Source organism: Natrinema gelatinilyticum, assembly GCF_024266705.1.
GTDB lineage: Archaea > Halobacteriota > Halobacteria > Halobacteriales > Natrialbaceae > Natrinema > Natrinema gelatinilyticum.
Window position 1 is genome coordinate 1,191,755 of record NZ_CP100756.1, and the last position, 25,963, is coordinate 1,217,717.

Annotated in this window: 24 protein-coding genes; 11 read left to right on the top strand and 13 right to left on the bottom strand. The window is 63.1% G+C overall.

Annotated elements, in window-relative coordinates; genetic code table 11:
• Positions 1 to 63: 63 nt before the first annotated feature.
• The 9 genes from NJU76_RS05805 to NJU76_RS05845 all read left to right on the top strand — a co-directional run bounded on the left by NJU76_RS05805 (position 64) and on the right by NJU76_RS05845 (position 9,102).
• The gene (locus NJU76_RS05805) at positions 64 to 306 is read left to right on the top strand and encodes a hypothetical protein (protein WP_254532584.1); all 243 of its coding nucleotides are present in this window, start codon (positions 64 to 66) and stop codon (positions 304 to 306) included.
• 24 nt (positions 307 to 330) lie between these two features.
• Positions 331 to 912 carry a V-type ATP synthase subunit E gene (locus NJU76_RS05810; RefSeq protein ID WP_254531845.1) on the top strand — a complete coding sequence of 194 codons (582 nt, stop codon included), beginning with the start codon at positions 331 to 333 and terminating at the stop codon, positions 910 to 912.
• Positions 909 to 1,961, top strand: coding sequence for a V-type ATP synthase subunit C (locus tag NJU76_RS05815; RefSeq protein ID WP_254531846.1), 1,053 nt, complete (start codon positions 909 to 911; stop codon positions 1,959 to 1,961). The genes NJU76_RS05810 and NJU76_RS05815 overlap by 4 nt, the downstream gene beginning before the upstream one ends.
• On the top strand, positions 1,958 to 2,287 hold the full coding sequence (locus NJU76_RS05820) for a V-type ATP synthase subunit F (protein ID WP_254531847.1): 330 nt from the start codon (positions 1,958 to 1,960) through the stop codon (positions 2,285 to 2,287). Before NJU76_RS05815 ends, NJU76_RS05820 begins: the two co-directional genes overlap by 4 nt.
• 4 nt (positions 2,288 to 2,291) lie before the next feature.
• Positions 2,292 to 4,055, top strand: a complete 1,764-nt coding sequence (locus tag NJU76_RS05825; RefSeq protein WP_254531848.1) for an ATP synthase subunit A — start codon at positions 2,292 to 2,294, stop codon at positions 4,053 to 4,055.
• A 2-nt stretch (positions 4,056 to 4,057) separates the two neighbouring features.
• Entirely contained in the window at positions 4,058 to 5,473 is a 1,416-nt protein-coding gene (locus NJU76_RS05830; protein ID WP_254531849.1) for an ATP synthase subunit B, read from the top strand.
• A 158-nt stretch (positions 5,474 to 5,631) separates the two neighbouring features.
• Positions 5,632 to 7,245 (top strand): long-chain-fatty-acid--CoA ligase, encoded by a 1,614-nt coding sequence (locus NJU76_RS05835; protein WP_254531850.1) that lies wholly within the window; start codon positions 5,632 to 5,634, stop codon positions 7,243 to 7,245.
• A gap of 645 nt (positions 7,246 to 7,890) precedes the next feature.
• Positions 7,891 to 8,637, top strand: a complete 747-nt coding sequence (locus NJU76_RS05840; RefSeq protein ID WP_254531851.1) for a V-type ATP synthase subunit D — start codon at positions 7,891 to 7,893, stop codon at positions 8,635 to 8,637.
• 60 nt (positions 8,638 to 8,697) lie between these two features.
• Entirely contained in the window at positions 8,698 to 9,102 is a 405-nt protein-coding gene (locus tag NJU76_RS05845) for a DUF6276 family protein (RefSeq protein WP_254531852.1), read from the top strand.
• Positions 9,103 to 9,626: 524 nt separating this feature from the next.
• Here NJU76_RS05845 and gvpH read toward each other — a convergent pair.
• From gvpH to NJU76_RS05890, 9 genes are all read right to left on the bottom strand, one after another.
• Positions 9,627 to 10,166, bottom strand: coding sequence for a gas vesicle protein GvpH (gvpH, locus tag NJU76_RS05850; RefSeq protein ID WP_254531853.1), 540 nt, complete (start codon positions 10,164 to 10,166; stop codon positions 9,627 to 9,629).
• A gap of 336 nt (positions 10,167 to 10,502) precedes the next feature.
• The gene (locus tag NJU76_RS05855) at positions 10,503 to 10,898 is read right to left on the bottom strand and encodes a DUF5811 family protein (RefSeq protein WP_254531854.1); all 396 of its coding nucleotides are present in this window, start codon (positions 10,896 to 10,898) and stop codon (positions 10,503 to 10,505) included.
• A gap of 59 nt (positions 10,899 to 10,957) precedes the next feature.
• Positions 10,958 to 11,437, bottom strand: a complete 480-nt coding sequence (locus NJU76_RS05860) for a pyruvoyl-dependent arginine decarboxylase (protein ID WP_254531855.1) — start codon at positions 11,435 to 11,437, stop codon at positions 10,958 to 10,960.
• Between the two features lie 146 nt (positions 11,438 to 11,583).
• A complete protein-coding gene (pan2, locus tag NJU76_RS05865) occupies positions 11,584 to 12,816 on the bottom strand; it encodes a proteasome-activating nucleotidase Pan2 (RefSeq protein ID WP_254531856.1) in 1,233 nt (410 codons plus the stop codon).
• A gap of 214 nt (positions 12,817 to 13,030) precedes the next feature.
• On the bottom strand, positions 13,031 to 14,824 hold the full coding sequence (gene pepF, locus NJU76_RS05870) for an oligoendopeptidase F (protein ID WP_254531857.1): 1,794 nt from the start codon (positions 14,822 to 14,824) through the stop codon (positions 13,031 to 13,033).
• A 695-nt stretch (positions 14,825 to 15,519) separates the two neighbouring features.
• Positions 15,520 to 16,377, bottom strand: coding sequence for a tRNA pseudouridine(38-40) synthase TruA (truA, locus tag NJU76_RS05875; protein WP_254531858.1), 858 nt, complete (start codon positions 16,375 to 16,377; stop codon positions 15,520 to 15,522).
• Positions 16,378 to 16,556: 179 nt separating this feature from the next.
• Positions 16,557 to 16,742, bottom strand: a complete 186-nt coding sequence (locus NJU76_RS05880) for a hypothetical protein (RefSeq protein WP_254531859.1) — start codon at positions 16,740 to 16,742, stop codon at positions 16,557 to 16,559.
• Between the two features lie 370 nt (positions 16,743 to 17,112).
• Positions 17,113 to 17,619 (bottom strand): hypothetical protein, encoded by a 507-nt coding sequence (locus tag NJU76_RS05885; protein WP_254531860.1) that lies wholly within the window; start codon positions 17,617 to 17,619, stop codon positions 17,113 to 17,115.
• A 379-nt stretch (positions 17,620 to 17,998) separates the two neighbouring features.
• Positions 17,999 to 19,531: a carboxypeptidase M32 gene (locus NJU76_RS05890; protein ID WP_254531861.1), complete on the bottom strand. Its 1,533-nt coding sequence runs from the start codon at positions 19,529 to 19,531 to the stop codon at positions 17,999 to 18,001.
• A gap of 253 nt (positions 19,532 to 19,784) precedes the next feature.
• Here NJU76_RS05890 and NJU76_RS05895 point away from each other — a divergent pair, with 253 nt between their 5' ends.
• Complete coding sequence (locus tag NJU76_RS05895; protein ID WP_254531862.1) at positions 19,785 to 20,153, top strand: hypothetical protein; 369 nt, start codon at positions 19,785 to 19,787, stop codon at positions 20,151 to 20,153.
• Positions 20,154 to 20,186: 33 nt separating this feature from the next.
• Here NJU76_RS05895 and NJU76_RS05900 read toward each other — a convergent pair whose 3' ends face one another.
• Positions 20,187 to 21,278, bottom strand: a complete 1,092-nt coding sequence (locus tag NJU76_RS05900; protein WP_254531863.1) for a M20 family metallopeptidase — start codon at positions 21,276 to 21,278, stop codon at positions 20,187 to 20,189.
• 253 nt (positions 21,279 to 21,531) lie between these two features.
• Positions 21,532 to 21,774: a hypothetical protein gene (locus NJU76_RS05905; protein ID WP_254531864.1), complete on the bottom strand. Its 243-nt coding sequence runs from the start codon at positions 21,772 to 21,774 to the stop codon at positions 21,532 to 21,534.
• A gap of 219 nt (positions 21,775 to 21,993) precedes the next feature.
• On the opposite strand from NJU76_RS05905, the gene NJU76_RS05910 reads away from it, so the two are divergent.
• Complete coding sequence (locus NJU76_RS05910) at positions 21,994 to 23,871, top strand: PINc/VapC family ATPase (protein ID WP_254531865.1); 1,878 nt, start codon at positions 21,994 to 21,996, stop codon at positions 23,869 to 23,871.
• A gap of 140 nt (positions 23,872 to 24,011) precedes the next feature.
• Here NJU76_RS05910 and NJU76_RS05915 read toward each other — a convergent pair whose 3' ends face one another.
• Complete coding sequence (locus NJU76_RS05915; protein WP_254531866.1) at positions 24,012 to 25,082, bottom strand: Brp/Blh family beta-carotene 15,15'-dioxygenase; 1,071 nt, start codon at positions 25,080 to 25,082, stop codon at positions 24,012 to 24,014.
• Positions 25,072 to 25,854 (bottom strand): lycopene cyclase domain-containing protein, encoded by a 783-nt coding sequence (locus NJU76_RS05920; protein ID WP_254531867.1) that lies wholly within the window; start codon positions 25,852 to 25,854, stop codon positions 25,072 to 25,074. The genes NJU76_RS05915 and NJU76_RS05920 overlap by 11 nt, the downstream gene beginning before the upstream one ends.
• Positions 25,855 to 25,963: the final 109 nt, after the last annotated feature.

Below are 25,963 nucleotides of genomic sequence, written 5' to 3' on the forward strand. Positions count from 1 at the left end.
CACCTGTCCGGTTGCAAAACCACAAAGGAAAACTCAATCATGACAATCGAAGCTCTACCCGAAATCGGACTCGCGCTGAACAGTGTCGCAGAGAATGCCGTACCACTCCAGGCGCTCGAACAAGGCGGAGCAGCAGCGATCGGCATCGGTCTCGCGGCAATCGGCGCGGGCTACGCAGAGCGAGGGATCGGGGCATCGGTCGTTGGCGCGCTCGCCGAGGACTCGATATCGCCGGGTATCGGGATTCTGCTGACGGTCCTTCCCGAGACGCTCGTGATCTTCGCACTGGTCGCGCTCTTCGTCTAAAGCGTCCTACCGAACTTTCTTACAATGAGTCTGGATACAGTCGTTGAGGACATTCGAGAAGAGGCTCACGCGCGTGCGGAGGATATCCGCGCCCAGGGCGAGACGCGCGCCGAAGAGATCGAGTCGACCGCCCGCGAGGACGCAGACGAGATCGTCGCTGACGCCGAATCAGACGTCGAGCGCGAAATCGAACAACTGCGCGAACAGCGACTCTCCAGCGCGAAGCTGGAGGCGAAACAGAAACGCCTGGAGGCACGCAGAGACGTACTCGGAGAGGTCCACGAGGCGGTCGAAGACGAACTCGCCGCACTCGAGGGAGACACCCGCGAGGAACTCACCCGAGACCTGCTTGAGGCAGCGACCGACGAGTTCGACGAGGGCAATGACGTCAACGTCTACGGCCGCAGCGACGACGAGCAGCTGATCGACTCGATCCTCGCCGACTACGACGGCTACGAGTACGCCGGCGAGTACGACTGTCTCGGCGGCGTCGTCGCCGAGAGCGACCAGTCGCGCGTCCGCATCAACAACACGTTCGATACGGTACTCGAAGACGTGTGGGAAGACAACCTCCGGGAGATCAGCAATCGACTCTTCGAGCAATGAGTTCAGGTGCCTCGAATCCGGAATACGTGAACGCTCGCGTTCGCTCGCGACAGGCGGCGATGTTGGCGGACGAAGACTACCGCAAGCTGATCCGGATGGGGCCGAGCGAGATCGCACGGTTCATGGAGGAAACGGAGTACGAACGCGAGATCAACGAACTCGGAACGCGGTTTTCGGGCGTCAATCTGATCGAGTACGCCCTGAACCGCAACCTCGCGAAGCACTTCAACGACCTGCTCGAGTGGGCGGAGGGGCGACTCTACGACCTCATCGCCCGTTACCTCCGGAAGTTCGACGTCTGGAATCTCAAGACGGTTATCCGCGGAATCTACTCGGATTCGGACGCCGAAGCGATCCGGACGGACCTCATCCGCGCCGGCGAACTCGACGATCGGACGCTGGACCGCCTGGCCGAACTCGACTCGATCGAAGACGTGATCGAACTCGTACGCGGGACGATTTTCGCAGACCCGCTCGAAGACGCCTACGAAGAGTACGAAGCCGTCGGGACGCTCGTCCCCCTCGAGAACGCGCTCGACCGCGCGTTCTACGAGAACTTGCTGGAGGACCTCGGTCGGCCACAGGAGGGGCCGGAGGCGACGTACGTCGAGTTCCTGCAGACGGAGATCGACTTTCGGAACGCGCGAAACGCGTTGCGACTCGCGCGAAGCGGTGCCGATCTGGACCCGGCGGCCTACTACATCGAGGGTGGCGTCCTGTTCGACGAGTCGGAACTGAATCGACTGGTCGGCCACTACGACGAACTCGTCGACCACATCGCGGAGAACAAACGCTACGGCGATCGCCTCTCGGAAGCGCTGGAACGGCTGCGCGATGCTGACAGCCTTATACAGTTCGAACACGCACTAGACGCTGCGTTGCTCGAATACGCAGACACACTCTCGAGCATCTATCCGACCACCATTACCCCCGTTCTCTCGTACATCCTCGCGAAAGAGCGCGAGGTTGAGAACATCCGTGCGATCGCGCGGGGGCGCGAAGTCGGACTCGACGAGAGCGAAATCGAAGAGGAGCTGGTGATCCTATGAGCCAGGAAATCGCAGTCGTCGGCAGCCCGGAGTTTACGACCGGCTTCCGCCTCGCGGGAGTCAGACGGTTCGAGAACGTTCCGGACGACGAGAAAGAAGAGCGACTAGACGACGCAGCGACGGCAGCCCTCGAAGACGAGGGTGTCGGGATCGTCGTCATGCACGACGACGATCTCGAGTACCTGTCGCGCAACGTTCGCCAGGAGGTCGAGACGAGCGTCGAGCCGGTCGTCGTCACCATCGGCAGCGGCACGGGTGGCGGCGGGCTGCGCGACCAGATCAAACGTGCGATCGGTATCGACCTGATGGAAGAAGAAAGCGAGTAACACTATGAGCCAGGCAGAAGACATCGAATCCGTCGACGAAGACGGTGTAATCGAAAGCGTGAGCGGTCCCGTCGTGACCGCCGCGGACCTCGACGCCCGGATGAACGACGTCGTCTACGTCGGCGACGAAGGACTGATGGGCGAGGTCATCGAGATTGAAGGGAACCTGACCACGATTCAGGTCTACGAGGAAACCTCCGGCGTCGGCCCAGGCGAACCCGTCCAGAACACGGGCGAGCCACTGAGCGTCGACCTCGGACCCGGGATGCTGGACTCCATTTACGACGGCGTGCAGCGACCGCTCGACGTCCTGGAAGAGAAGATGGGGACGGCGTTTCTCGACCGCGGGGTCGACGCCCCGGGGATCGACCTCGAGAAGCAGTGGGAGTTCTCCCCCGAGGTCGAGGAGGGGGATACCGTCGAACCCGGCGACGTCGTCGGGACGGTCGAAGAGACGATCACCATCGACCACAAGGTTATGGTGCCGCCGGACTACGAGGGCGGCGAGGTGGCCAGCGTCGAGAGCGGTGAGTTCACCGTCGAGGAAACCGTCGTCGAACTCTCGAATGGCGAAGAGATCCAGATGCACCAGGAGTGGCCGGTCCGCGAAGCCCGACCCGCCGGTGAGAAGGAGACGCCGACCGAGCCCCTGGTGACTGGGCAGCGGATTCAAGACGGTCTGTTCCCGCTCGCGAAAGGCGGGACGGCGGCGATTCCCGGCCCGTTCGGTTCGGGCAAGACCGTCACCCAGCAGCAACTCGCCAAGTGGTCCGACGCGGACATCGTCGTCTACATCGGCTGTGGCGAGCGCGGCAACGAGATGACCGAGGTCATCGAGGACTTCCCAGAACTGCCCGACCCCCAGACCGGGAACCCCCTGATGGCCCGGACGTGCCTGATCGCGAATACGTCGAACATGCCCGTCGCAGCGCGCGAATCCTGCATCTACACGGGAATCACGATCGCTGAGTACTACCGCGACATGGGCTACGACGTCGCGCTGATGGCCGACTCCACCTCGCGGTGGGCAGAGGCCATGCGGGAAATCTCGAGTCGGCTCGAGGAGATGCCCGGTGAGGAGGGCTATCCAGCGTACCTGGCGGCCGCGCTCTCCGAGTTCTACGAGCGCGCCGGCAAGTTCCAGCTGATCAACGGCGGCGAGGGATCGATCTCGGTCGTCGGCGCCGTGTCGCCGCCCGGCGGCGACTTCTCGGAACCTGTCACCCAGAACACACTGCGTATCGTCAAGACGTTCTGGGCGCTGGATGCCGACCTCGCGGAGCGTCGGCACTTCCCGGCAATCAACTGGAACGAGTCCTACTCGCTGTACAAGGATCAGCTCGACCCGTGGTGGGAGGCCAACGTCGAGAGCGACTGGCCCGAGGTTCGCCAGTGGGCCGTCGACGTCTTAGACGAGGAGGACGAACTGCAGGAGATCGTCCAGCTCGTCGGCAAGGACGCGCTGCCGGAAGACCAGCAGCTCACGCTCGAGGTCGCACGGTACCTGCGTGAGGCCTGGCTCCAGCAGAACGCGCTCCACGACGTCGACACCTACTGCGAACCCGAGAAGACCTACCGGATGCTCCGAGCTATCCAGACGTTCAACCACGAAGCGTTCGAAGCGCTCGAGGCCGGGGTCCCGGTCGAGGAGATTCAAGACGTCGACGCCGCGCCGCGGCTCAACCGGATGGGCACAGCCGAGGAGTGGGACGAGTTCATCGACGAGATCGAACGCGACCTCGAAACACAACTGCGCGACCTGTACTAACAATGAAAGAGTACCAGACTATCACGGAAATCAGCGGTCCGCTGGTGTTCGCCGAGGTCGACGAACCTGTTGGCTACGACGAAATCGTCGAGATCGAGACGCCACAGGGCGACACCTTGCGCGGACAGGTACTGGAATCGAGCGAGGGAATCGTCTCGATCCAGGTGTTCGAAGGCACGGGCGGGATCGACCGCAACGCCTCCGTTCGCTTCCTGGGCGAGACGATGAAGATGCCCGTCACCGAGGATCTGCTCGGACGGGTGCTGGACGGCTCCGGGAACCCGATCGACGGCGGCCCGGAGATCGTTCCCGACGAACGCCGCGACATCGTCGGCGAAGCGATCAACCCCTTCTCGCGTGAATACCCCGAGGAGTTTATCCAGACCGGCGTCTCCGCCATCGACGGCATGAACACGCTGGTTCGGGGCCAGAAGCTGCCGATCTTCTCTGGATCGGGCCTGCCCCACAACGAACTCGCACTGCAGATTGCCCGTCAGGCGACGGTGCCGGAAGAGGAAGAAGGCGAGGGCGAAGGCTCCGAGTTCGCAGTCATCTTCGGTGCGATGGGGATCACCGCCGAAGAGGCGAACGAATTCATGGACGACTTCGAGCGCACCGGCGCGCTCGAGCGCTCGGTCGTCTTCATGAACCTCGCGGACGACCCCGCGGTCGAGCGGCAGGTCACGCCGCGACTCGCGCTGACGACCGCCGAGTACCTGGCCTTCGAGGAAGGCTACCACGTGCTGGTCATCCTGACGGATATGACCAACTACTGTGAGGCGCTGCGCGAGATCGGCGCCGCACGCGAAGAGGTCCCGGGCCGCCGTGGCTACCCCGGGTACATGTACACCGACCTGGCGCAACTCTACGAGCGCGCGGGTCGAATCGAGGGCAAAGAGGGATCGGTCACGCAGATTCCGATCCTGACGATGCCCGGTGACGACGACACCCACCCGATTCCGGACCTGACCGGTTACATCACCGAAGGGCAGATCATGATGGATCGGGACCTGAATAGTCAGGGGATCGAACCACCGATCAACGTTCTGCCCAGCCTCTCGCGGCTGATGGACGACGGAATCGGCGAAGGCCTGACCCGCGAAGACCACGGCGACGTCTCCGACCAGATGTACGCTGCCTACGCCGAGGGTGAGGACCTGCGCGACCTCGTGAACATCGTCGGCCGCGAGGCGCTGTCCGAGCGCGACAACAAGTTCCTCGACTTCGCCGACCGCTTCGAAGCTGAGTTCGTCCAACAGGGCTACGACACCAACCGCTCGATCGAACAGACGCTCGAGATTGGCTGGGACCTGCTGTCGACGCTGCCGAAGACGGAACTCAACCGGGTCGACGAGGACCTCATCGAAGAGCACTACCGCGAAGACGAGGCCGAAGTCGTCGAAGTCGAAGCCGAGTAATCACACGACCGGAGAGGCTCGAGATTTTTCTTGCGTCCGTTCGAAGCGCTCCGACGAGCTGGTCGCTCGAGTCTCACCACTGGCGATCGCCCGACGAACTGTCACTTCGTTCGACAAGTGGAAACAATCGTATGCACCGTCCTCGAATCATACTATGCATGCACAAACCACTACTCGTGCCGGAGTTCTTAGACCGGGCGCGGACCCACTACGGCGACGACGAGGCAGTTGTGGCAACGACAGGAGAACGGTTCACGTACGACGAACTCGGCGAGCGCGCTGACCGGTTCTCGGCGGCCCTCGAGGAGCGCGGCATCGAAAAAGGCGACCGAGTCGCTGTCCTCGACCCGAACACGCACTACCACCTCGAGGCGGCCTACGGGATCATGCAACTGGGCGCGATTCACACGCCGTTGAACTATCGCTTGACGCCGACCGATTTCGAGTACATTCTCTCGGACGCGGGCGTCGACGCGATTTACGCGGATCACGAGTACGCCGACCGGATCGAGGAAATCCGCGACGAGGTGCCGACGGAGACGTTTATTACGAACGACGCGACCGCCGTCGACGGTGAGTGGGAGAGTTTCGACGCGGTTCTCGAGGACGCGGGAACGGAATACGACCGGCCGGCGATGAGCGAGGACGAAATTATCACGATCAACTACACGTCGGGGACGACGGGCGATCCGAAGGGAGTCTGTCGCACCCACCGTTGCGAGACGATCCACGCCTACCTGCTGGTCGCCCACCAGGAGCTGACAGACGACGACGTCTACCTGTGGACGTTGCCGATGTTCCACGCGAACGGCTGGGGCCACATCTTCGCGGTGACCGGAATCGGCGCGAAACACGTCTGCACGCGCGGCGTGGATGCCGGGGACATCTTCGAAGCGGTGCGGTCGGAGGACGTCTCGTACATGTGCGGTGCCCCGACGGTGCTGAACATGTTAGTCGAGTATTACGAAACGAACGAACCCGAGGCGACCGGCGACGCGGACGTTCGACTGGCGACCGCCGGCAGCGCGCCGCCGGAAGCCACGATCAGAACCATCGAAGACGAGTTCGGCTGGTACCTGAAACACGTCTACGGCGCGACCGAGACGGGGCCGCTGATCACGACCTCCGACGCGCGGCGACGGTTCGACGACGACAGCGACGACCGGTTTCGGATCAAGAAACGACAGGGGCTGTCCTTCCTCGGCACCGAGATCCGAGTCGTCGACGAGGACGGAACCGACGTCCAGCGTGACGACGAGACCCTCGGCGAAGTCGTCGTCCGGGGCAACCAGATCATGGAGAAATACTGGGAGAAGCCCGACGCGACCGAAGAGGCCTTCACCGACCGCGTCGAGGGCTACTACCACACGGGCGACCTCGCGACGATCGACGAGAACGGCTTGATCGCCATTCAGGACCGCAAGAAGGACATCATCATCTCCGGCGGCGAGAACATCTCGAGCATCGAACTCGAGGACGCGCTGTTCGACCACCCCGACGTGGCGGACGTCGCGGTGATTCCGGCCCCGAGCGACGAGTGGGGCGAGACGCCGAAAGCGTTCGTCGTCCCCGGGTCCGGCGATTCCGACGATCCGGGAGTGACCGAGGGCGACCTCGAGGCGTTCACGCGCGAAAAGTTAGCTGGGTACAAGGTCGTCCACAGGGTCGAGTTCGTCGAGGAACTGCCGACGACCGCGACGGGGAAGGTCCAGAAGTACGAACTCCGAAAGGAGGAATGGGAAGACGAAGATCGAATGGTGGGCCAGGGATAACGCGCGCAAACGCCCTGCTGCACCCGCGTTCGAGTAGAGACGAGAGGCGAACGGGTCCGAAGATCCGACCGTCCCATCCGGATTCTCTTCGGGGGTATTGTAGCCGCTGACGGCGTTTACCCGGTCGTCGCAGCGTCGTATACGACGATACTCGCCGCAGGTGCGCTCATCTTCGCCGCCAGTTCGTATTTTGAAGTGAAGGCCCTCGAGGCCCGACTCAACGCTCGAGAGGCGTGGTTTTGCCCTAAATAACCGCTGGGAACGGCATCCGGTCTCCGTATAGTATCGATCGGACGGTAAGCAGAATATTGACGCTAAGGGAAATGGCTGCGACGGCAACCGCCTTTATCCACGGAAGGTCGCGAACGTGTTGGATCGCAAACAACCAAATTAATCCCCCCGCCACAACAATGTGATCAATCCGACGACCGCCGCGACCGAATCCCAGGGACACGCGACGTAGCCGATTCGGTTGCGACTCACCATCCACGATCAATCCGCCACCGGACTCAAGCAGACGAGCACCCACTGAGCTCGCTCGGAGTGGTGCCACACCGCCTTCACTCCCGGTCTCAGACCGCAGGCGAGCCTGGTCGACGAAAACTGTAAACAGTTATCCGACTGCGGCCGCTATCCCCCCACAAGATGGCCAACGACGTCAAGCCCACCCGCAAGAACTTGATGGCGATCGAGGATCGCATCGAGCTCTCCGAGCGGGGACACGGCACGCTTGAGAAGAAACGCGACGGGCTGATCATGGAGTTCATGGACATCCTGGACAAGGCCCAGGACGTCCGCGGCAACCTCGCGGAGGACTACGAGGCGGCCCAGCAGAAGATCAACATGGCTCGGGCGATGGAGGGCGACGTCGCCGTTCGTGGTGCCGCGGCGGCGCTGGAAGAACACCCCGAGATCACGACCGAGTCGAAGAACATCATGGGCGTCGTCGTCCCGCAGATCGAATCCTCGCGGGTCACCAAGAGCCTCGATCAGCGCGGCTACGGGATCATGGGCACCTCCGCTCGCATCGACGAGGCCGCGGAAGCCTACGAGGACTTACTCGAGAGCATCATCCTCGCAGCCGAGGTGGAGACGGCGATGAAGAAGATGCTCCGCGAGATCGAGACGACCAAACGGCGGGTCAACGCCCTCGAGTTCAAACTCCTCCCGGAGCTGTACGAGAACCAGGAGTACATCGAGCAGAAGCTCGAAGAACAGGAGCGCGAGGAAACGTTCCGCCTGAAGAAAATCAAGGAGAAGAAGGAAGCCGAAGAGAAGGAGGATCGAGAGGCCGAGTCGGAAGCCGAAGCCGAAGAAGCCGAGCAGAAACAGGAGGAACTCGAGGAGATTCAGCCGGACACCGCCGCACAGTCCCCAACGAGCACCCAATAAGGCGCGCCAGCTGCCTCGCTCCGTCGATCGACTGGACGTTCACCTGCGGATTCGATCCCGATGGCCTGTTCACAGTGCGGTTCATCCCAGATTCAGTTTTCCGTCCCCGACGAGCACCGCGGATACGCACCGTCGGAAGCCGCGTTCGTTTCTGTCTGTCCGCACTGTCTGACCCTCGAGCCGATGACAGACGAGGAGGGGACAGCGAATAGCGACCCCGATTTCTCACGAATCAGCGACGCGTTTCCGATTCGACCCGAACGCGCGATCCCGCTCGTGCTCGCGCTCGGCCTGTGCTCATCGCTCGCGACGAACCGGACCGCGATCGAAACCCTTCTCAGGGAGGTCGAGCGGGCCGGCACGGACCCGTTGCTCGTTCTCGACCGCCTCGGTGACGATCCCTCTGTCGAGCCGGCTATCGACCTCGAACGTCGCCGACACCAACTCGAGCAATTGCTGTACTGACCGGTCGTCGTCGTTACCGACGAAGAGTGATCGCAAGCAAGCGACACTGGTGGACGGTGAAACACGTGGACGCGTGGACCGGCGAACTGTCGGGTGCTGTATGGTGAATGCGGCGACCATTCGTCTCGATGCTTTTGCAGTCAGAACGAGTGGAACGTCTACAGTATTACAGCGAGAGTGCCTCGGGGCTTGACCCCGAGGGTGAATCGCGTAAGCTTTATTATCTTTCCTAACGTATTTAAAGACACAGTTGTGCGAATTAAAGACCGTAATTCGTCGCAACTGTGTACAGTTGCGGAGGAATGTGGCTCTCTCAAAACCCACGTCTTCGGCGTGGTGCGACGGACGCCATCGGGCCGTGGTGGAGCGGCCGACCCTCACGGACACACCGCGTGTTCGGGTGTGAATTCCAGATGACCCATCTCGGGAAGTCCGAGGGGAATTACATTCGCCTGCGGCCATATGGCCCGTTTCTGGGCTTGCCGCCAAAACGGTGAAGCCACGGGGCTTGCCCCCGTGGTACTTCACGAAGATGATTCCTCGAGTGATCGAGAATCCTCTGATCGCATATAGACTTCGAGGATTCCGTTCTTGAACCAGACTCCCTCCACTTCGGGCGAGTCCCACGGGAGGTCGACCCGACCGACGACGGTGTCGTTCTTCCGAACGACGAGTTCGTTCGTTCGCGGGTTAATACCGACCGAGATGTCGTTTATACTCGCACCGAGGAGGTCGGCGATAACGACGAACTCACCGTCGGTGAGGCGAGTGTCGATTAAACACTCGTCGGACTCCAGTTTCGATCTCCGTTTCGCGTCGTCCGCGCGCTGTTTCCAATTTTCCCGATTCCGGCCGGCAGAAGGGCGCGAACGGGGAGCCCCTCTCGTGGATACCGTTCCACTTGTATCCCCGACCACATTCCGAAGCCCTTCGGACAACGATTGCAGCCCCGTTCGAAGAGAGGATTCGAGAGCGGTCGGGAGAGAGTCCCCATTTTGTCGGTCGTCGGGCGCAGGTTCCGCCGAGTCGGTGCTTTCCCGCTCGGTGTCATCTTCGTTGCTCATGAACGTTCACTTCAGCGTTACGCATATCTCCCGAGTTATATGATACCGTGAAACACAATAAAGCCCTGGATTCACCGTTCGCTGTGATTAATCAACGGACGGTGCCAGTGGCACTGACACCTCACGTTCTGTAGATAACGAGTCACCGTCTTTATTTCGGAGATTTCCGGAAAGAACTCACGTCCCGTATCAGAGAAGCAGTGACCAGAGCGGCTATCTCACCTAGACGTAGCGCCATCCGTCAGTCCGAGCCTGACCGCCAGGTCAGGTGCATCGAAGCGGGTGTTCGTAGCCTCGACCGACTCCCAGGGATAGAATCGTCCAGCGACGCAGCAGTTACTTTCCGGTCGGCCGCACACTGTCGCTGACGGCCTGTTTCACCTGTAGCGCGGCGCTCGCGGCCAGTCCTCGGGCAACTTCGTCGCGTTCGTCGGCGGTGATGACCTCCTCCGTGGCCGCCTCCTCCAGGTCGGGCGTGAAGCCGGCACTGACCGGGTGCCCGACCGGCGGTCGGACCGCGACGGTGACCTGTGGGCCGGTCAGGCTCGTCGAGACGTCGGCATCGACGATATATTCGTTCGGGAGAAACTCGCGCGTGCGGGCGGCGATCCGCGAGACGTCACGGTGAAGCAGTCGTTTCTGCGCACTCGAGAGGTCCGGAACGTCCGCCGCGGCACGCTGTCCAGCTCCAGTCTCGCCCGGTAGACCTGCATACGGCGTATTTCCGTTCATGAGAAGTGTGTGCCAATAGCAACGGGCCGCCGGGTGAAAAGGGTTCGCCTTCGGACAATCTAGAGGATCGGTTCGCTGTCGCCGTACACTGCCAGGACGACTGCCGTCGTATATCGACCCGAATCGGCTTGCCGACTCTCGACGGCGACTCGCGGATCCGCGAAGGTCCACTCGCGAAGCTTCTGACCAGCAGATAGACCCTCGCGAACTCGCCGTTCGACGTCAGCGCGGTCCATCTCGCCGGCGGTCTCGTAGAACAAGCCCGGCCCATCGTCGTCGGACTGGGACCAGGCGAGCGCGGCGCTCACTCGGCCCGGTCCAGCGGTGGTCGCTCGAGCTTCGACGACCGTCAGGCGCTCACCGACGGGACCGAGGTCTGGTGCGGTCCCGACGGACTCGACGGAGACACCTGCCGGGATCATGGAGGAGACAGACACGAGGTTGTAGTTCTCGACGCCGGCCTCGGCGAGCGCGGCATCGTAGGATGCCATCGCGGTGGGACCCGACGCGGACCCCCAGACGACTCGGATCGTGCTCATACTCGCATTCGGGGGCGGGCGGCGTAAGGCGTTGCGATCTGGACTCGTGACAGAATCCAAGGCTGACGGCGGCTGAGCGGCCAGGAATGCTGCCCGAAGAAGTGAGAAGAGGCCGCCGAATGGGCCGTGAAGCGAACGGTCGGTCGTTACTGATAGAAGTAGCCCGCAGACGAAATCACGTCGCTCGAGTCGTCGTTTTCGATCTTCTCTAAGGCCTCGGCGAAATCGGTATGCGTGACCGTCTCGCGGTCGTTACGGATGGCGAACATGCCGGCTTCGGTGGCGAGGCTCTCGATATCCGCGCCGGAGTAGCCGTCGGTATCGTCCGCGAGGTCGGCGAAGTCGACGTCTCCGGAGACGCTCATTCCGCGGGTGTGGATCTCCAGAATCTGTTCGCGGCCGTCGCGGTCGGGTTCGGGGACTTCGATGAGGCGGTCGAACCGGCCAGGGCGGAGGATCGCGCGGTCGAGCATGTCGAAGCGGTTCGTTGCAGCGATGATGCGAACCTCGCCGCGAGCCTCGAAGCCGTCCATCTCGGAGAGCAGTTGCATCATCGTCCGCTGGACCTCAGCATCGCCGGAAGTCTTCGACTCGGTTCGGCGGGTGGCGATGGCGTCGATCTCGTCGATGAAGATGATGGCGGGTTCGCGTTCGCGGGCCATTTCGAAGAGGTCACGAACCAGCCGTGATCCTTCGCCGATGAATTTGCGAACGAGTTCGGATCCGGCCATCTTGATGAACGTCGCGTCCGTCTCGTTGGCGACGGCCTTCGCGAGCATCGTCTTGCCCGTTCCCGGCGGGCCGTAGAGCAGGACGCCGCTTGGCGGATCGATCCCGACTTCGTCGAACAGCTCGGGCTCGGCGAGCGGTTGCTCGACGGCCTCGCGGACTTCCCTGACCTGCTCGTCGATGCCGCCGATGTCTGCATACGTCACTTCTGGCTTCTCGGTGATCTCCATTGACTGTGCGCGCGCGTCGGTCTCCGCATTCAGTATCGTCTGGATCGCGAAGGAATCGTTGACGGCGACGCGGTCGCCGGGCTCGACGCGGTCGACCATGCGGGAGGAAACCTCGGTAAGGACCTCCTGGTTGTTGCCGTGTTGCTTGACGATGACCTCGTCATCGTCGAGGATGTCCTCGACGGTGGCGATGTACAGCGACGAACTCTTCAGCGTCTCGTTTTCGCGTTCGACGCGATCGACGTTCTCCCGGAGGCGCTTCCGGCGGTCCTCTGCGTCGTCGAGCTGAGCGGTCAGCTGTTCGTTGACGTCGACGAGGTCCTCGTAGTGTCCGCGAAGCGCCTCGATCCGCTCGTCGTCGGGAAGGTCTGAGTCGATATCGCGGTGAGGTCGGTCGGGAATAGACGGGCTTCGAGACATCCTGATACACGCCGATAAGATATCGATAGTAAATGTGCCTTTGGGTCCCGGCGCAAATTCCGCCATTTGGTATCAATCCTCACCCGGATGCTGCAAGTCGAGGGGCGAAGGCTATGGGGACTCGGTCCAACGTACCGCATCGAAACGGCGGTCGCATTTGTCTCGTCGGATCTCGAAGCTGGCAGACGAAAAACGTGGACCTGCGGCCACCCGATCAGTCGAGTAGCGACTCGAACTCGTCGAGACGATCGCCGTAGGTTTCGAGCGCGCGATCGATCGGCTCCGAGGAACTCATATCGACGCCGGCGATCCGAAGGAGTTCGAGCGGGTACTCCCTGGACCCGCGTTGGAGGAAGTCGAGGTAGTCGTCCGCGGCCGGTCGGCCGCGCTCGAGAACGTCGTCGACGATCGCTAGCGCTGCAGAAATGCCGGTCGCGTACTGATAGACGTAAAACGCCCGGTAAAAGTGAGGGATTCGCATCCATTCGCGGGCGATACGGTCGTCGACTGCTGCGGGTTCGTAGTACTCTGCCTTGAGGCCGCGGTACACGTCGTCCAATCGGTCGGCGGTCAGCGGTTCGCCGTCTTCTTCGAGTCGGTGGGTTTCGTGTTCGAATTCGGCGAAGAGCGTCTGACGGTACAGCGTCGAGCGGACGCGCTCTAAGAATTCGTTGAGGACGTGTTTCCGGAACTCGGGATCGTCGACGGTTTCGAGCAAGTGGTTCGTGAGTAAGGCCTCGTTTACCGTGCTCGCGACCTCGGCGACGAATATTTCGTAGCTCGAGTAGATGAACGGCTGTTCTTCCTTCGTGAGTTCGGAGTGCATCGAGTGGCCGAGTTCGTGGGCCAGCGTGTACATCGAGGCGATGTCGTGTTGATAGTTGAGCAGGATGAACGGCTGGGTGTCGTACGTCCCCCCCGAGTAGGCGCCGGACTGCTTCCCGACGTTCTCGAAGACGTCGACCCACTGAGAATCGAGTCCGTCGGCGACGCGGGACTGGTACTCTTCGCCCAGCGGTGCGAGCGCGTCGACGACGTATTCGGTCGCCTGTTCGTACTCGAGGTCGGGCCCCTCGTCGCCGGTCAGTGGCATGTAGAGGTCCCACATCCGGAGTTCGTCGACGTCTAACGCTCGTCGCTTGAGGGCTGCGTGATGGTGAAGCTTCTCGAGATTGTCGTGGACCGTGTCGACGAGCGTGTCGTAGACCTCGACCGGGACGTTCGGACCGTCGAGAGCGGCTTGACGTGCGGTATCGTAGTTTCGCGCTCGAGCGGTTTTCACGTCGGCTTTGACGCTGTTCTTGTATGCGGAGGCGACGGTGTTTCGGACCGATTCCCACTCGTCGAAGTAGGCCTCGTAGACGCGCTCGCGGAAGTCGCGGTCGGGCCGTTTGAGCAGGTTCGTGAAGTTGCTCTGGGTAATCTCGACGGCTTCGCCCTCGGAATCCTCGGCGGTCGGAAACTTCATGTCGGCGTTCGAGAGCATGTTGTACACCTCGCCCGTCGCACCCGTCACTTCGCTCAGGTCGGCGAGCAACGCCTCGACTTCCGCCGAGCGGGTGTGTGGTTTCATCCGGAGGACATCGTCTACGTAGTGGTCGTAGGTCTCGAGAGCCGGTCTCGCGTCGACCATCGACTCGAACTCCTCGCGGTCCAGTTCCTGTATTTCGGGGTCGATGAAGGAAGCCGAAGACTGGGCCTCAGCCGCCAGCGACTGGGCACGGGCGGTCAGACCCTGGTAGTGTTGGTCTGTCGTGTCCTCGTCACGACGCATCCGGGCGTAGGCGACGACCGTCGACACTTCGCGCATGATCTCGTCGCGCAACTCGAGGACGGCGAGGAGGGTCTCGGCGTCGTCTTTGACCTGTCCCTCGTAGGCCTCGAGTTCGTCGACGCGCTCAGCGACGGACTCATAGGCGGACTTCCAGTCGTCGTCCGTCGCGTAGATGCTCTCGAGGTTCCAGGTATATTCGTCGTCTACCTCGGAGCGGTCAGGAACGGAACTCATAGAGGCTGTTTAGAAATGCATGAGGTAAAGCTTGCCGAACCTGACCAGCGACTGATAACGAATGGGAGGTCCACTCGGGCCGCACGAAGCGGCTCTACGGGGCGTACGCGGCCGCGGATATGGGATGGTTCCGTCCATCGGACGTGAGTGTCAATCAGGACAAAAATGTAAATTTTCAAATATTCATCGGCCTAGTTTTATATGTCAATATAGTCACAAGTATGCGCCCGGATACGAGGGTCAACCTGGATACTCACGTAGAACGGGTCGTTCGAACGTGGTCACCGTCTCCGCGGTGCCATCGCGTCTCGCTGACGTTGTAATCCGTCTTCGTGGGACCACCGTCGCGTCGCCGACGTTGTCTTTCGGGCTTCGCGTTTCCGTCCTCGAGACGTCCATCCGTGTCGACCCCGGGTTGCGCCGACAGGTCCGAGTACGGACCGATTGTTCCCCGACCACTGAAGGGAGCGATCGCTGGGCTTCCCGTGGCTGACAAGGGTCGCTCGCATTGCCTGGATTCGGGACCATGGCCCGGTCGTGAACGACGCCGAGCGGGGGTGGTCGAGTGGATTTCGACAGGGTCACTGGAGAGCCACGGCGAAGGCGACGATGTCACTGCGAGCGATCCGTCTCCCGTTAGCCACCACCCCGTATGCCGCCGTCCCGGGTCACCGTCCCACCGCCTGCCGCCCCTCTCACCGCATGCCATCTGCGACCTGCCCGGCCACACGCGCGCCGGTTCGCCGGTCGATACGAAGGCGCTCGAACACGATGCGAGCACTGGCGGTTGCCACGTCGTCGGCTTCGAACTCAAGGTCCGGATAGACAACGTCGGTCAGCACGAGCGGCTCCGGCGGGGCGGGTTCGATTCCTTCGTGACCGGGGACTGGCTCGGATGCGAAAATGCGGTCGATCTTCTCGCGTGGCTCCTCGCCGGTGGCGATATCGCGAGCCAACGAGACCAGTCGACGGACGAGTTCTCGAGCGAAACCGCCCGCGCTAACCGTGACGACGAGGTAGTCGCCGTCTCGGCTCGCCACCATCGACGGCGAGCGCTCGGTGTTGTGATCGTCCGGCGTCAGATTGTGGAAGTCGTGGGTCCCGGACAGCGCCTCGCACGCGGTCCGGAATCGATCGTCGTCCAGCGTGGACGCGGCCGTTTTGGACCCCGACAGCGCGTCGGACGGCGCATCAACCGGCGCGTAGAGGTGATAGGTGTACTCCCGGCGAGTCGCGTGGTGGGTCGCGTGGAACCCCTCAGGTGCGTCGGCGACCGCCCAGGCGCGAACGTCGGCGGGAAGTTCGGCGTTCAGCGCCCGCGGTGTGAGCCAGTCGGGGGTCTCGAGCGCGATGGTCTGTGCGAGCGCGGAGACGCCCGCGTCGGTGCGACCCGCCGCCGCGTACCCATCGGGTTTGTCTGCGTTCAGGTCCAGGACCTCGAGCGCACGGAAGGCGTCGAAAATCGCGTCCTCGACGGTGGAGACGTCGGGCTGGCGCTGATAGCCGTAGTAACCCGTGCCATCGTAGGCGATCCGGAACGCGCGAAGGGGCATGGAGTCTCGAGTTGATCCAGCGGGGCCAGCGAGTTATACTGCCCGTTGTGTTCCCTGGCTGGGTCGACGATCGAACCTCGCGAACTCGGGTGTCCGACAGAAAAGCGGACGAGGTCGTTCGGTTCGCCCCCGACGGCGCCGCTCGCCGGAGCGCGCCATTGCACCGTTCAGCGACGTGCTCAGTCGTCGGCCGATTCCTCCTCGGGGACGAGTGTGACTTCGCTTACGTTGACCTGTCGTTCCTGAAATTTCCGGAACATTCGATCGTCCAAGTCGTGAATTCGACCCTCGACGCGGACTCGAACCTCGTTTTCTTCCGGTACCGTCTGCGTTTCCCAGGCGATGCTATCCCAGTTAGTGTTCATAGGACTGGCAACCCACCATCGGATGTACTCGCTCGAGGAGAATAAATATCATCTTTGATCAAGAAGAATATGTGTGGCGGGTCACTGATACGATTACTCCGGGAAGAGGCGTAGACGGATCGGAACTGAACGTGCTGCCCGCTCGAGCCCCGACGAAGGGAAACGTCTGGATTCGAGTGTCCCGAATCGTGACTCGAGTGAGCGGCGAGCGTGCAGCGCGAAGCGATGCGTTCCCGGTGTGACGGTGTGGGCGAAACGCAGTCCTGGATGCTGTCGCACTCTCGTGCCCCGTCGACCGGTAACCGTTCGGTTTCGATCATCGCGGTCGAAAGGGGTTCGCCGGACCGATTCGACGATCCGCGACGACTCATCAGGGCCGGTCGCCGGGGTCGAAGTCGTCGTGATGGGGGTCACGAACGTCGAACTCGTCGATCCCCGATTCGTCGATGTCGAACTCGTCGGTCTCGAGGGCCGACCCGTCGACGCCGACACGGCCCTCCTGGATCTCGATAGTGACGCCGTCGTCTTCGGACGACATGCCGAGAAGTTCGCCAGTCGCCGACTCGACTTCCTCGTTGACCGACCAGATGAACCGCAGGACGGACTCGAGTTCAGTGCCGGCCTCGCGGACGCCGCGTCTTGGTGAGAGGCCGCCCAGACTCCGTGCGCCTTCCGGGTGAAGGTACTGGATCGGGTGGTCGGTCGGCACCTCGCGGAGGTCCACGTCGAACGACCAGAGGTACGGGAGGAACTGGATGGCGTAGCCGTGGGGTTTCGGCGCTCGTCGACCGGCGGCAGTCAGCGCGACGGTCTTGGCCGTTGACTCGCCGTCCGTATCGAAATACACGCCCGGCATTCGCGGAATTGAGACTCGCATACTCGTGGACGGGCCCCGGAACGGGTGAGTCCGCACCCGGCAATGTCACCCCGCTTTTGTACCATGCGAGCACGAGACCGACAGGTCTGTGCCGACTGCTGCCGGACGGTTTCGGGTCGCCTGCACGGTGGCGCGCCGATCGTCAGCCGTGCTCATACGGACTACTGTACGTCATTGTCGGTGCACCCGCAGGACGGTCGCGGTTGCACCGGTACATCGGTACAGCAGACCGTATCAGACGGAAGACGGTGGCCCGTGCCCGATCGAATCCCGCTTCGTCCGTTCCGTCCCGAGCGACTGTGGTACCGTCCGGCGGAGAGGTGTCCTCGACGCGAGAAAACGGGCCCGACGACGAGCGAGTGGAGAGCGCGAGGGTGGGTCAGTATCCCTCGAGATCGTACAGATCGCCGTACTTCTCGGTGACGTACTCGAGGAAGTAGTCCGCGGTGAGTTCCTCGCCGGTGGCTCGCTCGATCAGGTCTTGCGTGACGTAGCGTTTACCGTGCTGGTGGACGTTCTCGCGGAGCCAGCCGTTGAGTTCGTCGAACTCGCCCTCGCGGATGTCGTCGTCGAACGAGCCGCAGTCCTCCGCCGCGGTGGCGTACAGTTGTGCGGCGAGCACCGAGCCAAGCGAGTACGTCGAGAAGTAGCCGAAATCGCCGTGTGACCAGTGGATGTCCTGTAAACACCCCTCCGCGTCGGTCTCCGGACGGACGCCGAGGTAGTCCTCGTACTTATCGTTCCAGACGCCGGGGACCTCGGAGACATCGAGGTCGCCGCTGATGAGGTCACGTTCGATCTCGAAGCGGATCACGATGTGAAGGTGGTAGGTGAGTTCGTCCGCCTCGACGCGAATGAGATTGTCGTCGTAGACCTGGTTCGCGGCCTCGTAGGCCTCCTCGGGGGAGACGTCCTCGAGTTCCGGGAACCGCTCGCGTGCGATCGGTAGGAAGTGTTCCCAGAAGGGGCGGGAGCGGCCGACGTGGTTCTCCCAGAGCCGGGACTGGGACTCGTGAACGGAGAGGTCGCGCCCCTCGCCGAGCGGTGTGCCGTACCCGTCGTCGGGGAGTCCGAGCGTGTAGTTCGCGTGGCCGAATTCGTGGATCGTCGAGGTGATCGACCCCAGCAGGTCCGTCTCGTCGAACCGGGTCGTCACGCGCGCGTCGAACTGCGTTCCCGACGAGAACGGGTGCGGTGCAGTATCGAGACGGCCACGACCCCAGTCGTAGCCCAGCGAATCGAGGACGTCCCGCGCGAGGGCCTCCTGATCGTCGTCGTCGAACTGGCCCGCGAACGCGTCGGTCGCGAGTTCCGCATCGCTGTCCTGGACTGCCTCGATCAGCGGGACGAGTTCCTCGCGCAGGCGCTCTAAGACCCGTTCCGCGGTTTCGAGATCGATGTAAGGCTCGTAGTCCGCAAAGAGCACGGCGTAGGGGTCGGCGTCGGGGTCGATGTGATTCGCGTACTCCCGCTTGAGTTCGACCAGTTTCTCGAGCGTCGGCGCGAAGTGTTCGAAATCGTCCTCCTCTCGGGCCCGTTTCCACTCGGGATGGGCGTTCGACGCGGTCGCGGAAATTTCCTCGACGAGGCGCTGCGGGACGCTCGTCTCGCGGTCGTACGTCCGGCGAACTTCGCGAACGACCGCGGCCTCGTCGTCCGTGACGTCGGCCTCCTCGAGTTCACCGAGTAACGCCCCGGTTTCGTCGGCGGTCAGGAGTTCGTGACTGATCGACGAGAGCGTCGAGAGCTGCTGTGCGCGAGCCGGCGTCCCTTCGTCGGGCATCACGACTTCCTGATCCCAGCGGAGGATTCCGGCGGCGTTGCCGACGTTCGAGATACGCGTCACTCGGTCTTCGAACTGGTCGTAGGTGTTGGCCTCGCTCGAGTCGCTCTGAGCCTGATCGGTTGCCATAGAAGACCCATGCACGGGATGTGGTATCAACGTCCTGGTTATCGGATCACGAACTGCTCGGGAGCGCGTCGCCGACGGCGCGACCGGCGAGTGGTGCACCGCCTCGAGGCGGGACTTACTTAGTGCGACGACTCGAACGGACCGAATCCCGTACAGCTTGGCCGAGGCGCGTCGGTGATCCGGTTCCCGTACAAAACGTGTTGGATGTGCAAGGAATACCTTATTCTGGTATTCTGAGCTAATTTAGATCGCTATGGTCGTTGCTTCACCCCTTGCATCAGTCATCGTTTTCGTCGTGAGCCTACTGATCGGCGCGCTCGGTATCTGGGCCGGTGCGCGAGTCATCGTCGGGAGAGCGGACTACGATCACGCGATCGTCACCGCCCTGATCGGGGCGATCGTCTGGGCGATCGTCGGCTTTTTCGTCGGCTGGATACCCCTCGTCGGGCCGCTAATCGCCCTGCTCGCCTATATCGCGGTGATCAACTGGCGATATCCCGGCGACTGGACGGCCGCGGCGATGATCGGGCTCGTCGCCTGGGTGACCGTCCTGATTGTCCTCTACGTCCTCGCCGCACTCGGGGTCACCGGCTTCGACGCGGTCGGAGTCCCGGGGGTCTGACGTCCCTCCGATCCACCGCGGAACGCGCTCTCGTCACCGCGACCGCGGCCACGCTTCCGCGATCCGCCGGTAGGTCTCACGGCACCGCTCGAGAACGGCGATCGAGACGCTCTCGTCGTCCGTGTGGGCTTCGCCGGGTTCCGAGGGTCCGAGAATGACGCACTCCGTGCCCGCCGCAGAGAGCCACCCCGCGTCGGTCGCATGCGGTTTCGTCACCAGTTCGGGACCGGGATCGGACCGCTGTGATGCGGTCGCAGCCTCGAGAACTGCGTCGGCGAACGCGTGGTCCGCACACTGCATCGGGGGCCAGTCCTGGTCGACCGTCCACTCGATCCCCTCGAACGACTCGAGTCGCTCGAGGTTGGCGCGTTCGCCTGGAACCGTCCGTTCGTCGACGGTGAACGCACACCGAGCGGGAACGACGTTCATCGCCGTCCCGCCATCGATTTCGGTCACGGTGAGGCTTCCCTCGAGCGTCTCGCCCGCCACGTCGACCGACGGACGCTCGAGCTCGCGAACGCAATCGATGGCGTCGGTCGCGCGGTAGATGGCGTTTTCACCCGCGTCGGCTTCGCTCGCGTGGGCTGCGGTCCCGCGGGCGACGATCGTACTTCCGCGACGACCCTTGTGTGCAATCGCGACGTCTGTCACGTCCGGTCCCGAGTAGTTCGTCGATCCCTCGCCGACGACAGCGTAGTCCGGTTCGAATCCGTGTTCGGTCGCGTGGCGCGCGCCGACGCCGCCGACTTCCTCGCCGACGAAACTGGCAAAGACGAGTTCCCCGGCCGGATCGGCGCCGCGGAAGGCGAGCATCGCGGCCGCGAGCGCACCCTTCATGTCAGCCGTCCCGCGGCCGTAGAGCCGGCCGTTACGCTGCTCCACCACGTACCCGTCGCCGTCGGTCTCACGCTGTGAGTCCGCTGGTTCGACGACGTCGTGGTGGCCCACGAGTGCCAGCGTCTCCTCACCCGTCCCCGTCCTCGCGATCACGTTACCGGCGTCGTCTCGCGTCACGTCCGCCTCGGTCTCGCGGTGTAGCCACTCCTCGATGAAATCGCCGGCTTCGGTTTCGTCCTCGTGGCTCGGAATCGAAACGAGCGTACGCGTCAGATCGACGAGAGTCATAACTGGCGTCTCGGCGGCGGTGGTGTTCAGTCCTCCGAAACCGATCATCGCACCGTCGACTGATACGGTCTGCTGTACCGATGTACCGGTGCACCCGCAGGACGGTCGCGGTTGCACCGGCAATGACGTACAGTAGTCCGTATGACGGTCGGTGCGGCGGTCGATGGTCGCGTCCTCGTCTGCGACCCGCTTTTTTCGTCGGTCGCTTCCTCGTCCACACCCACATCCGCCCGTCTCTGCGGCCTTCTCCGCCTCAGTCGATCCATTCGGACACCGGCGGTACCGTCTCGGTCTCGTCGTCGGTGAGCCGCGCGACAGAGTCGCGGTCAGTTCGGCCGCGGCCCGCGTCACGCCGGCTGCCTGCGACTCGGTATAGTCGCTGATCACTTCGGCCCATCATCGCCTCCCTGACGGTCGCTTGGAACGATTCCTCGAGTCCGTCGATGGCGAGGAAGCCAGTTAGCACCCCACGGCCGAACGTCCGAGCCGGTTGCATGCGAAAACGTGTTCGGGAAGTCGTGTACGCTTCCACGGGAGTTCCTACCCGACAGGAACGCAATCCGTCCGTTCGGTGGCAACCGATTCCGCGAACGACCGGCCATCCGAGGATCCGCGGCGGCAGCCGAGCTGACACTACGCGACGGAGACGGGGAGCGTCGGTGACGTGTGCAGCGGTGAGGACACCCTTAAAGACATCGGGGAACCTACGTTCGGTATGAACGTCGTGCCGGACACGAGCGTAGTGATCGACGGCCGCGTCTCGGCGACAATCGAAGACGGGGAGTTCGAAGGAGCGACGATCTGTGTCCCCGAAGCGGTCGTCGCGGAACTCGAGGCGCAGGCGAACGACGGCATCGACAGCGGCTGGGACGGCCTCGAGGAACTCCAGCGGCTGGCGAGGCTCGCCGACGAGGGGGTCGTCGACCTTGAGTACGTCGGCGAGCGGCCGAGCGCCATCGAACGGGGTCACGCCTCCGAGGGGGAAATCGACGCCCTGATTCGAGACCTCGCGGAGGAGCTCGAGGCCACCTTCATCACCAGCGACATCGTCCAGTCGGAGGTCGCACTGGCGAAGGGCCTCGACGTCGAATACGTCTCGCCCGAGGCCCGCAAAGTCAGTACGCTGACCATCGAGGAATTTTTCGACGACGAAACGATGAGCGTCCACCTCAAAGCGGACGCCGTACCGAAGGCCAAACGCGGCGAACTCGGGGCGATGCACTACGAGACGATCGCCGACGAACCGCTCGACGAGTCGACCATGGACGAATACGCCCGCGAGATTGTCGACGGCGCGAAGGAAGCGGCCGGCGGCTTCATCGAACTTTCGGAGCCCGGGATGAAGATCGTCCAGTTCCGCGATTACCGGATCGCGATCGGCCGCCCGCCGTTTTCCGACGGCATCGAGATCACCGCCGTCCGCCCGATCGCCCAGACCAACATCGAGGACTACGAACACGCGGACGAATTGAAAGACCGTCTACTCGAGCGCCAACGCGGCGTCCTCATTTCGGGCGCTCCGGGGGCGGGGAAGTCGACGTTCGCACAGGCCGTCGCCCGCTACATCACGGATCACGACTACTCCGTCAAGACCATGGAGAAGCCGCGGGACCTGCAGGTTGGCCCCGACATCACCCAGTACACTGAACTGGCAGGCGACATGGCCAAAACTGCGGACGCCCTGCTGATGGTCCGACCGGACTACACGATCTACGACGAGGTCCGCAAGACTGACGACTTCGAGGTGTTCGCCGACATGCGCCTCGCCGGCGTCGGCATGATCGGGGTCGTTCACGCGACCAGACCGATCGACGCGCTCCAGCGGCTCGTCGGCCGCGTCGAACTCGGAATGATTCCCCAGGTCGTCGACACCGTCGTCTACATCGAGGCCGGGAAAGTCGAAACCGTCTACGACGTCAAGACTGAGGTCAAAGTGCCCGCCGGCCTCACCGAAGAGGACCTGGCTCGGCCCGTTATCCAGGTATCCGACTTCCAGACGGGCGAACCGGAATACGAAATCTACACCTTCAACCGACAGGTCGTCACCGTCCCGCTCAAAGAAGAGGAGGGCGGCCCCGGCAGCGAATCCGGCGTCGACCGTATCGCCATCCAGGAGATCGAACGTGAGATTCGCTCCGTCGCTCGCGGCTACGTCGACGTTCAGCTCAAAGGGCAGGACAGAGCGGTCGTGTACGTCGAAGAGGACGACATCTCGAGCGTCATCGGCAAAGGCGGCGGCCGGATTTCAGACATCGAAAGCCGACTGGGGATCAGCATCGACGTCCGCACCCACGACGAGAATCCCAACTACGGCGCGGGCGCGGGCGGTGCCGGCGGTGCCAGCGGGAACGGTGGCGGTGGCGCCAGCCAGGCCGGCCAGATGGTCCAACCCGAGATCACCTCGAGACACATCGTCATCCCGGTCGACGGCAACCACGGCGAGACCGTCGAGGTCCAGGCCGCCGGCGACTACCTCTTTACGGCGACGGTGAGCCGTGGCGGCGAGATCCAGGTGTCACGAGGCAGTGCGATTGCCGAGGAACTCGAGCACGCGATCGATCGCAAGGCACCGATTACGGTCGTGCCGTCGTGACGGTCCCGTGACCGAAGCGAGAAGAGACCGCCACGGTGGAGACCGGGGTGTAACGAGCGACGGTGTGGCCGGTTTCGGAACGATCCGACTCGTGACTCGGCGACGGATATCCCGGTGCTGGCCGTCGCGCGGGTCGCAGGTCAGTCCGATGGTGACCAGACCCGCTGTTCCCGGTCGAGTAGCGTGACGACGACGACGTGAGGGAGCGTTAGAACGGCGATCGTGACCAGATAGAGCGCGACGACGTCGGGGACGGTCGCGGGCGTCTGCGGGAGGGTGCGTCCCATCGCGACGAGTACCATCAGTCCGCCGGCGGTCAGGGGCGTCGCATCGCGGGAAAACCGGCGAGAGGCACCGACGATCGCGCCGCGATCGAGTGCTGCGCTGGCGATCGGGTCGACGAGCATCGTTCGGAGGACGTGCCGGAGAGAGTGCCAGAAACAGAAGTACAGGCCGATCGCCAGGACTGGTGGAACTACCGCGAAGTACGCGACGAGTCCGAGCGTCTCCGTCAGATCGACGAGCCACGGACCCCGACCGTCTCTCCCTGCCCGGACGAAACCGAAGAGCAACGTGAGCGCGATACCCGTACCGAAGGCGACCGCCAAAGCCGTCCGAACCGTCGGGGAGACTACGAGTTCCAGTCTCGCAGTCGAGCCGGGATCGAACGTGCCGACGAGCGTCTCGGCGACGGACGCGTACCGCTCGGGGAACGCGATCAGCGGAACGAGCATCGGAATCCCGCCGCGAACGACGAGAGCGAGTAGACGATCCGCTCGCGTCTCGAGATGGTCAGCCCCGACGAAGGCGAGCAGCGCGTACACATCACCCTGTCCCCAGTGGACGAGCGTGACGAGGACGAACAGCGTGAACGCGGCGGCAGGGGCGAGCCACCAGAAGACTGCGTATGCCGTGCCGACGAACAGATAGAGGACGCAGACGAACCCGATCGAGCGCGCAGTGACGGGGTCGCCGCGAACCCGCGGTAACGCGAGGTGGTCGACAGCTCCGTGAGGCAACCCGAGGACGACGACGCTGAGCACGAGTGGAATATACTGGTAGATGAGCCGAGGCGAACCGGCAACGGTCGTGATCGAGATCGAGACACCGATCGTGAGCAGCCCGCATCCGAGACTCAGGCGAGCGGCCCGCCGTCGGGCGCCATCACGTCCGCGAGCGGCCGTATCGCGAGGGATCGAATCACTGGTCATCGAAACGCGCGTCGAGTCGGCTCAACACCTCCGACGCTGTCGGGAGTTCGTGGACGTGCTCGAGCACCCACACGTACATGACGATTCCTTGAACGACGAACACGTTCGTCACGAGGAAGAACATTGCTTCCTCGACGGGAAGCCCCACCAGCGTGTACCCGACGGTGTGCGCATCCGAGATGATCCAGATGCCGAGTGTGATCGCGATTCGGTCGACGACCCAGAGGTAAAGCGTCGGAACGCCGATAGCGATCAGCACCGACCGGCGAACGTCCCAGAGGTACGTGATGCCGAACCCCCACTGGACGGCGAGAACCGGTCCGGCCCAGGCCAACAGCCACCCGAGGTAGTACGTCGAAGTGCCGCCGATCAGCACCCAACCGGCGGCGGCGAGCGCCAGGCCGCCCGCACCCCCCCAGAATCGATGAGCGAGCGGGATAGACAACGACCGATCGACGGGTGGAGGGTCCTGAAACAACCAGAATGCGGTCAGCATCGGCTGAAGAACGAAGAAGAGGTACTCCTCGACCGGGGTGTGCCAGACGGTTGCGACGACCGCACCCTCGCCGTACCACCAGACCCCCGCCGGGATCAAACTGTTGGTCAACGGCGTCGTGTAGACGGTCGCGAGTGCGATCAGAAGACCGAGTCCGGAGAGCGGTCGAGGACCCCACCAGGCCCGATCACGTCGCCGGGCGAAGCGGCACAGAATCAGGATCGGCGGCACGATGAAGGCCAGAAGAACACTGACGTACGTGAATGAAACAGTCATGAGCGGTGCGACGTGCGCGGCGAGGTATCCGTTCGAAGCAGCGGGCCGTATCGGAAGACGGTCCGGCGGGGAGGGAGTCCCACGTCGACAGTCGGTGCAGTTCGACCGT

What these genes read in the sequence shown, in the direction of transcription:
- NJU76_RS05810 (WP_254531845.1), top strand. Translation starts at nt 331, where the DNA reads ATGAGTCTGGATACAGTCGTTGAGGACATTCGAGAAGAGGCTCACGCG.
- NJU76_RS05815 (WP_254531846.1), top strand. Translation starts at nt 909, where the DNA reads ATGAGTTCAGGTGCCTCGAATCCGGAATACGTGAACGCTCGCGTTCGC.
- NJU76_RS05820 (WP_254531847.1), top strand. Translation starts at nt 1,958, where the DNA reads ATGAGCCAGGAAATCGCAGTCGTCGGCAGCCCGGAGTTTACGACCGGC.
- NJU76_RS05825 (WP_254531848.1), top strand. Translation starts at nt 2,292, where the DNA reads ATGAGCCAGGCAGAAGACATCGAATCCGTCGACGAAGACGGTGTAATC.
- NJU76_RS05830 (WP_254531849.1), top strand. Translation starts at nt 4,058, where the DNA reads ATGAAAGAGTACCAGACTATCACGGAAATCAGCGGTCCGCTGGTGTTC.
- NJU76_RS05835 (WP_254531850.1), top strand. Translation starts at nt 5,632, where the DNA reads ATGCACAAACCACTACTCGTGCCGGAGTTCTTAGACCGGGCGCGGACC.
- NJU76_RS05840 (WP_254531851.1), top strand. Translation starts at nt 7,891, where the DNA reads ATGGCCAACGACGTCAAGCCCACCCGCAAGAACTTGATGGCGATCGAG.
- NJU76_RS05845 (WP_254531852.1), top strand. Translation starts at nt 8,698, where the DNA reads ATGGCCTGTTCACAGTGCGGTTCATCCCAGATTCAGTTTTCCGTCCCC.
- gvpH (WP_254531853.1), bottom strand. Translation starts at nt 10,166, where the DNA reads ATGAGCAACGAAGATGACACCGAGCGGGAAAGCACCGACTCGGCGGAA.
- NJU76_RS05855 (WP_254531854.1), bottom strand. Translation starts at nt 10,898, where the DNA reads ATGAACGGAAATACGCCGTATGCAGGTCTACCGGGCGAGACTGGAGCT.
- NJU76_RS05860 (WP_254531855.1), bottom strand. Translation starts at nt 11,437, where the DNA reads ATGAGCACGATCCGAGTCGTCTGGGGGTCCGCGTCGGGTCCCACCGCG.
- pan2 (WP_254531856.1), bottom strand. Translation starts at nt 12,816, where the DNA reads ATGTCTCGAAGCCCGTCTATTCCCGACCGACCTCACCGCGATATCGAC.
- pepF (WP_254531857.1), bottom strand. Translation starts at nt 14,824, where the DNA reads ATGAGTTCCGTTCCTGACCGCTCCGAGGTAGACGACGAATATACCTGG.
- truA (WP_254531858.1), bottom strand. Translation starts at nt 16,377, where the DNA reads ATGCCCCTTCGCGCGTTCCGGATCGCCTACGATGGCACGGGTTACTAC.
- NJU76_RS05880 (WP_254531859.1), bottom strand. Translation starts at nt 16,742, where the DNA reads ATGAACACTAACTGGGATAGCATCGCCTGGGAAACGCAGACGGTACCG.
- NJU76_RS05885 (WP_254531860.1), bottom strand. Translation starts at nt 17,619, where the DNA reads ATGCGAGTCTCAATTCCGCGAATGCCGGGCGTGTATTTCGATACGGAC.
- NJU76_RS05890 (WP_254531861.1), bottom strand. Translation starts at nt 19,531, where the DNA reads ATGGCAACCGATCAGGCTCAGAGCGACTCGAGCGAGGCCAACACCTAC.
- NJU76_RS05895 (WP_254531862.1), top strand. Translation starts at nt 19,785, where the DNA reads ATGGTCGTTGCTTCACCCCTTGCATCAGTCATCGTTTTCGTCGTGAGC.
- NJU76_RS05900 (WP_254531863.1), bottom strand. Translation starts at nt 21,278, where the DNA reads ATGACTCTCGTCGATCTGACGCGTACGCTCGTTTCGATTCCGAGCCAC.
- NJU76_RS05905 (WP_254531864.1), bottom strand. Translation starts at nt 21,774, where the DNA reads ATGCAACCGGCTCGGACGTTCGGCCGTGGGGTGCTAACTGGCTTCCTC.
- NJU76_RS05910 (WP_254531865.1), top strand. Translation starts at nt 21,994, where the DNA reads ATGAACGTCGTGCCGGACACGAGCGTAGTGATCGACGGCCGCGTCTCG.
- NJU76_RS05915 (WP_254531866.1), bottom strand. Translation starts at nt 25,082, where the DNA reads ATGACCAGTGATTCGATCCCTCGCGATACGGCCGCTCGCGGACGTGAT.
- NJU76_RS05920 (WP_254531867.1), bottom strand. Translation starts at nt 25,854, where the DNA reads ATGACTGTTTCATTCACGTACGTCAGTGTTCTTCTGGCCTTCATCGTG.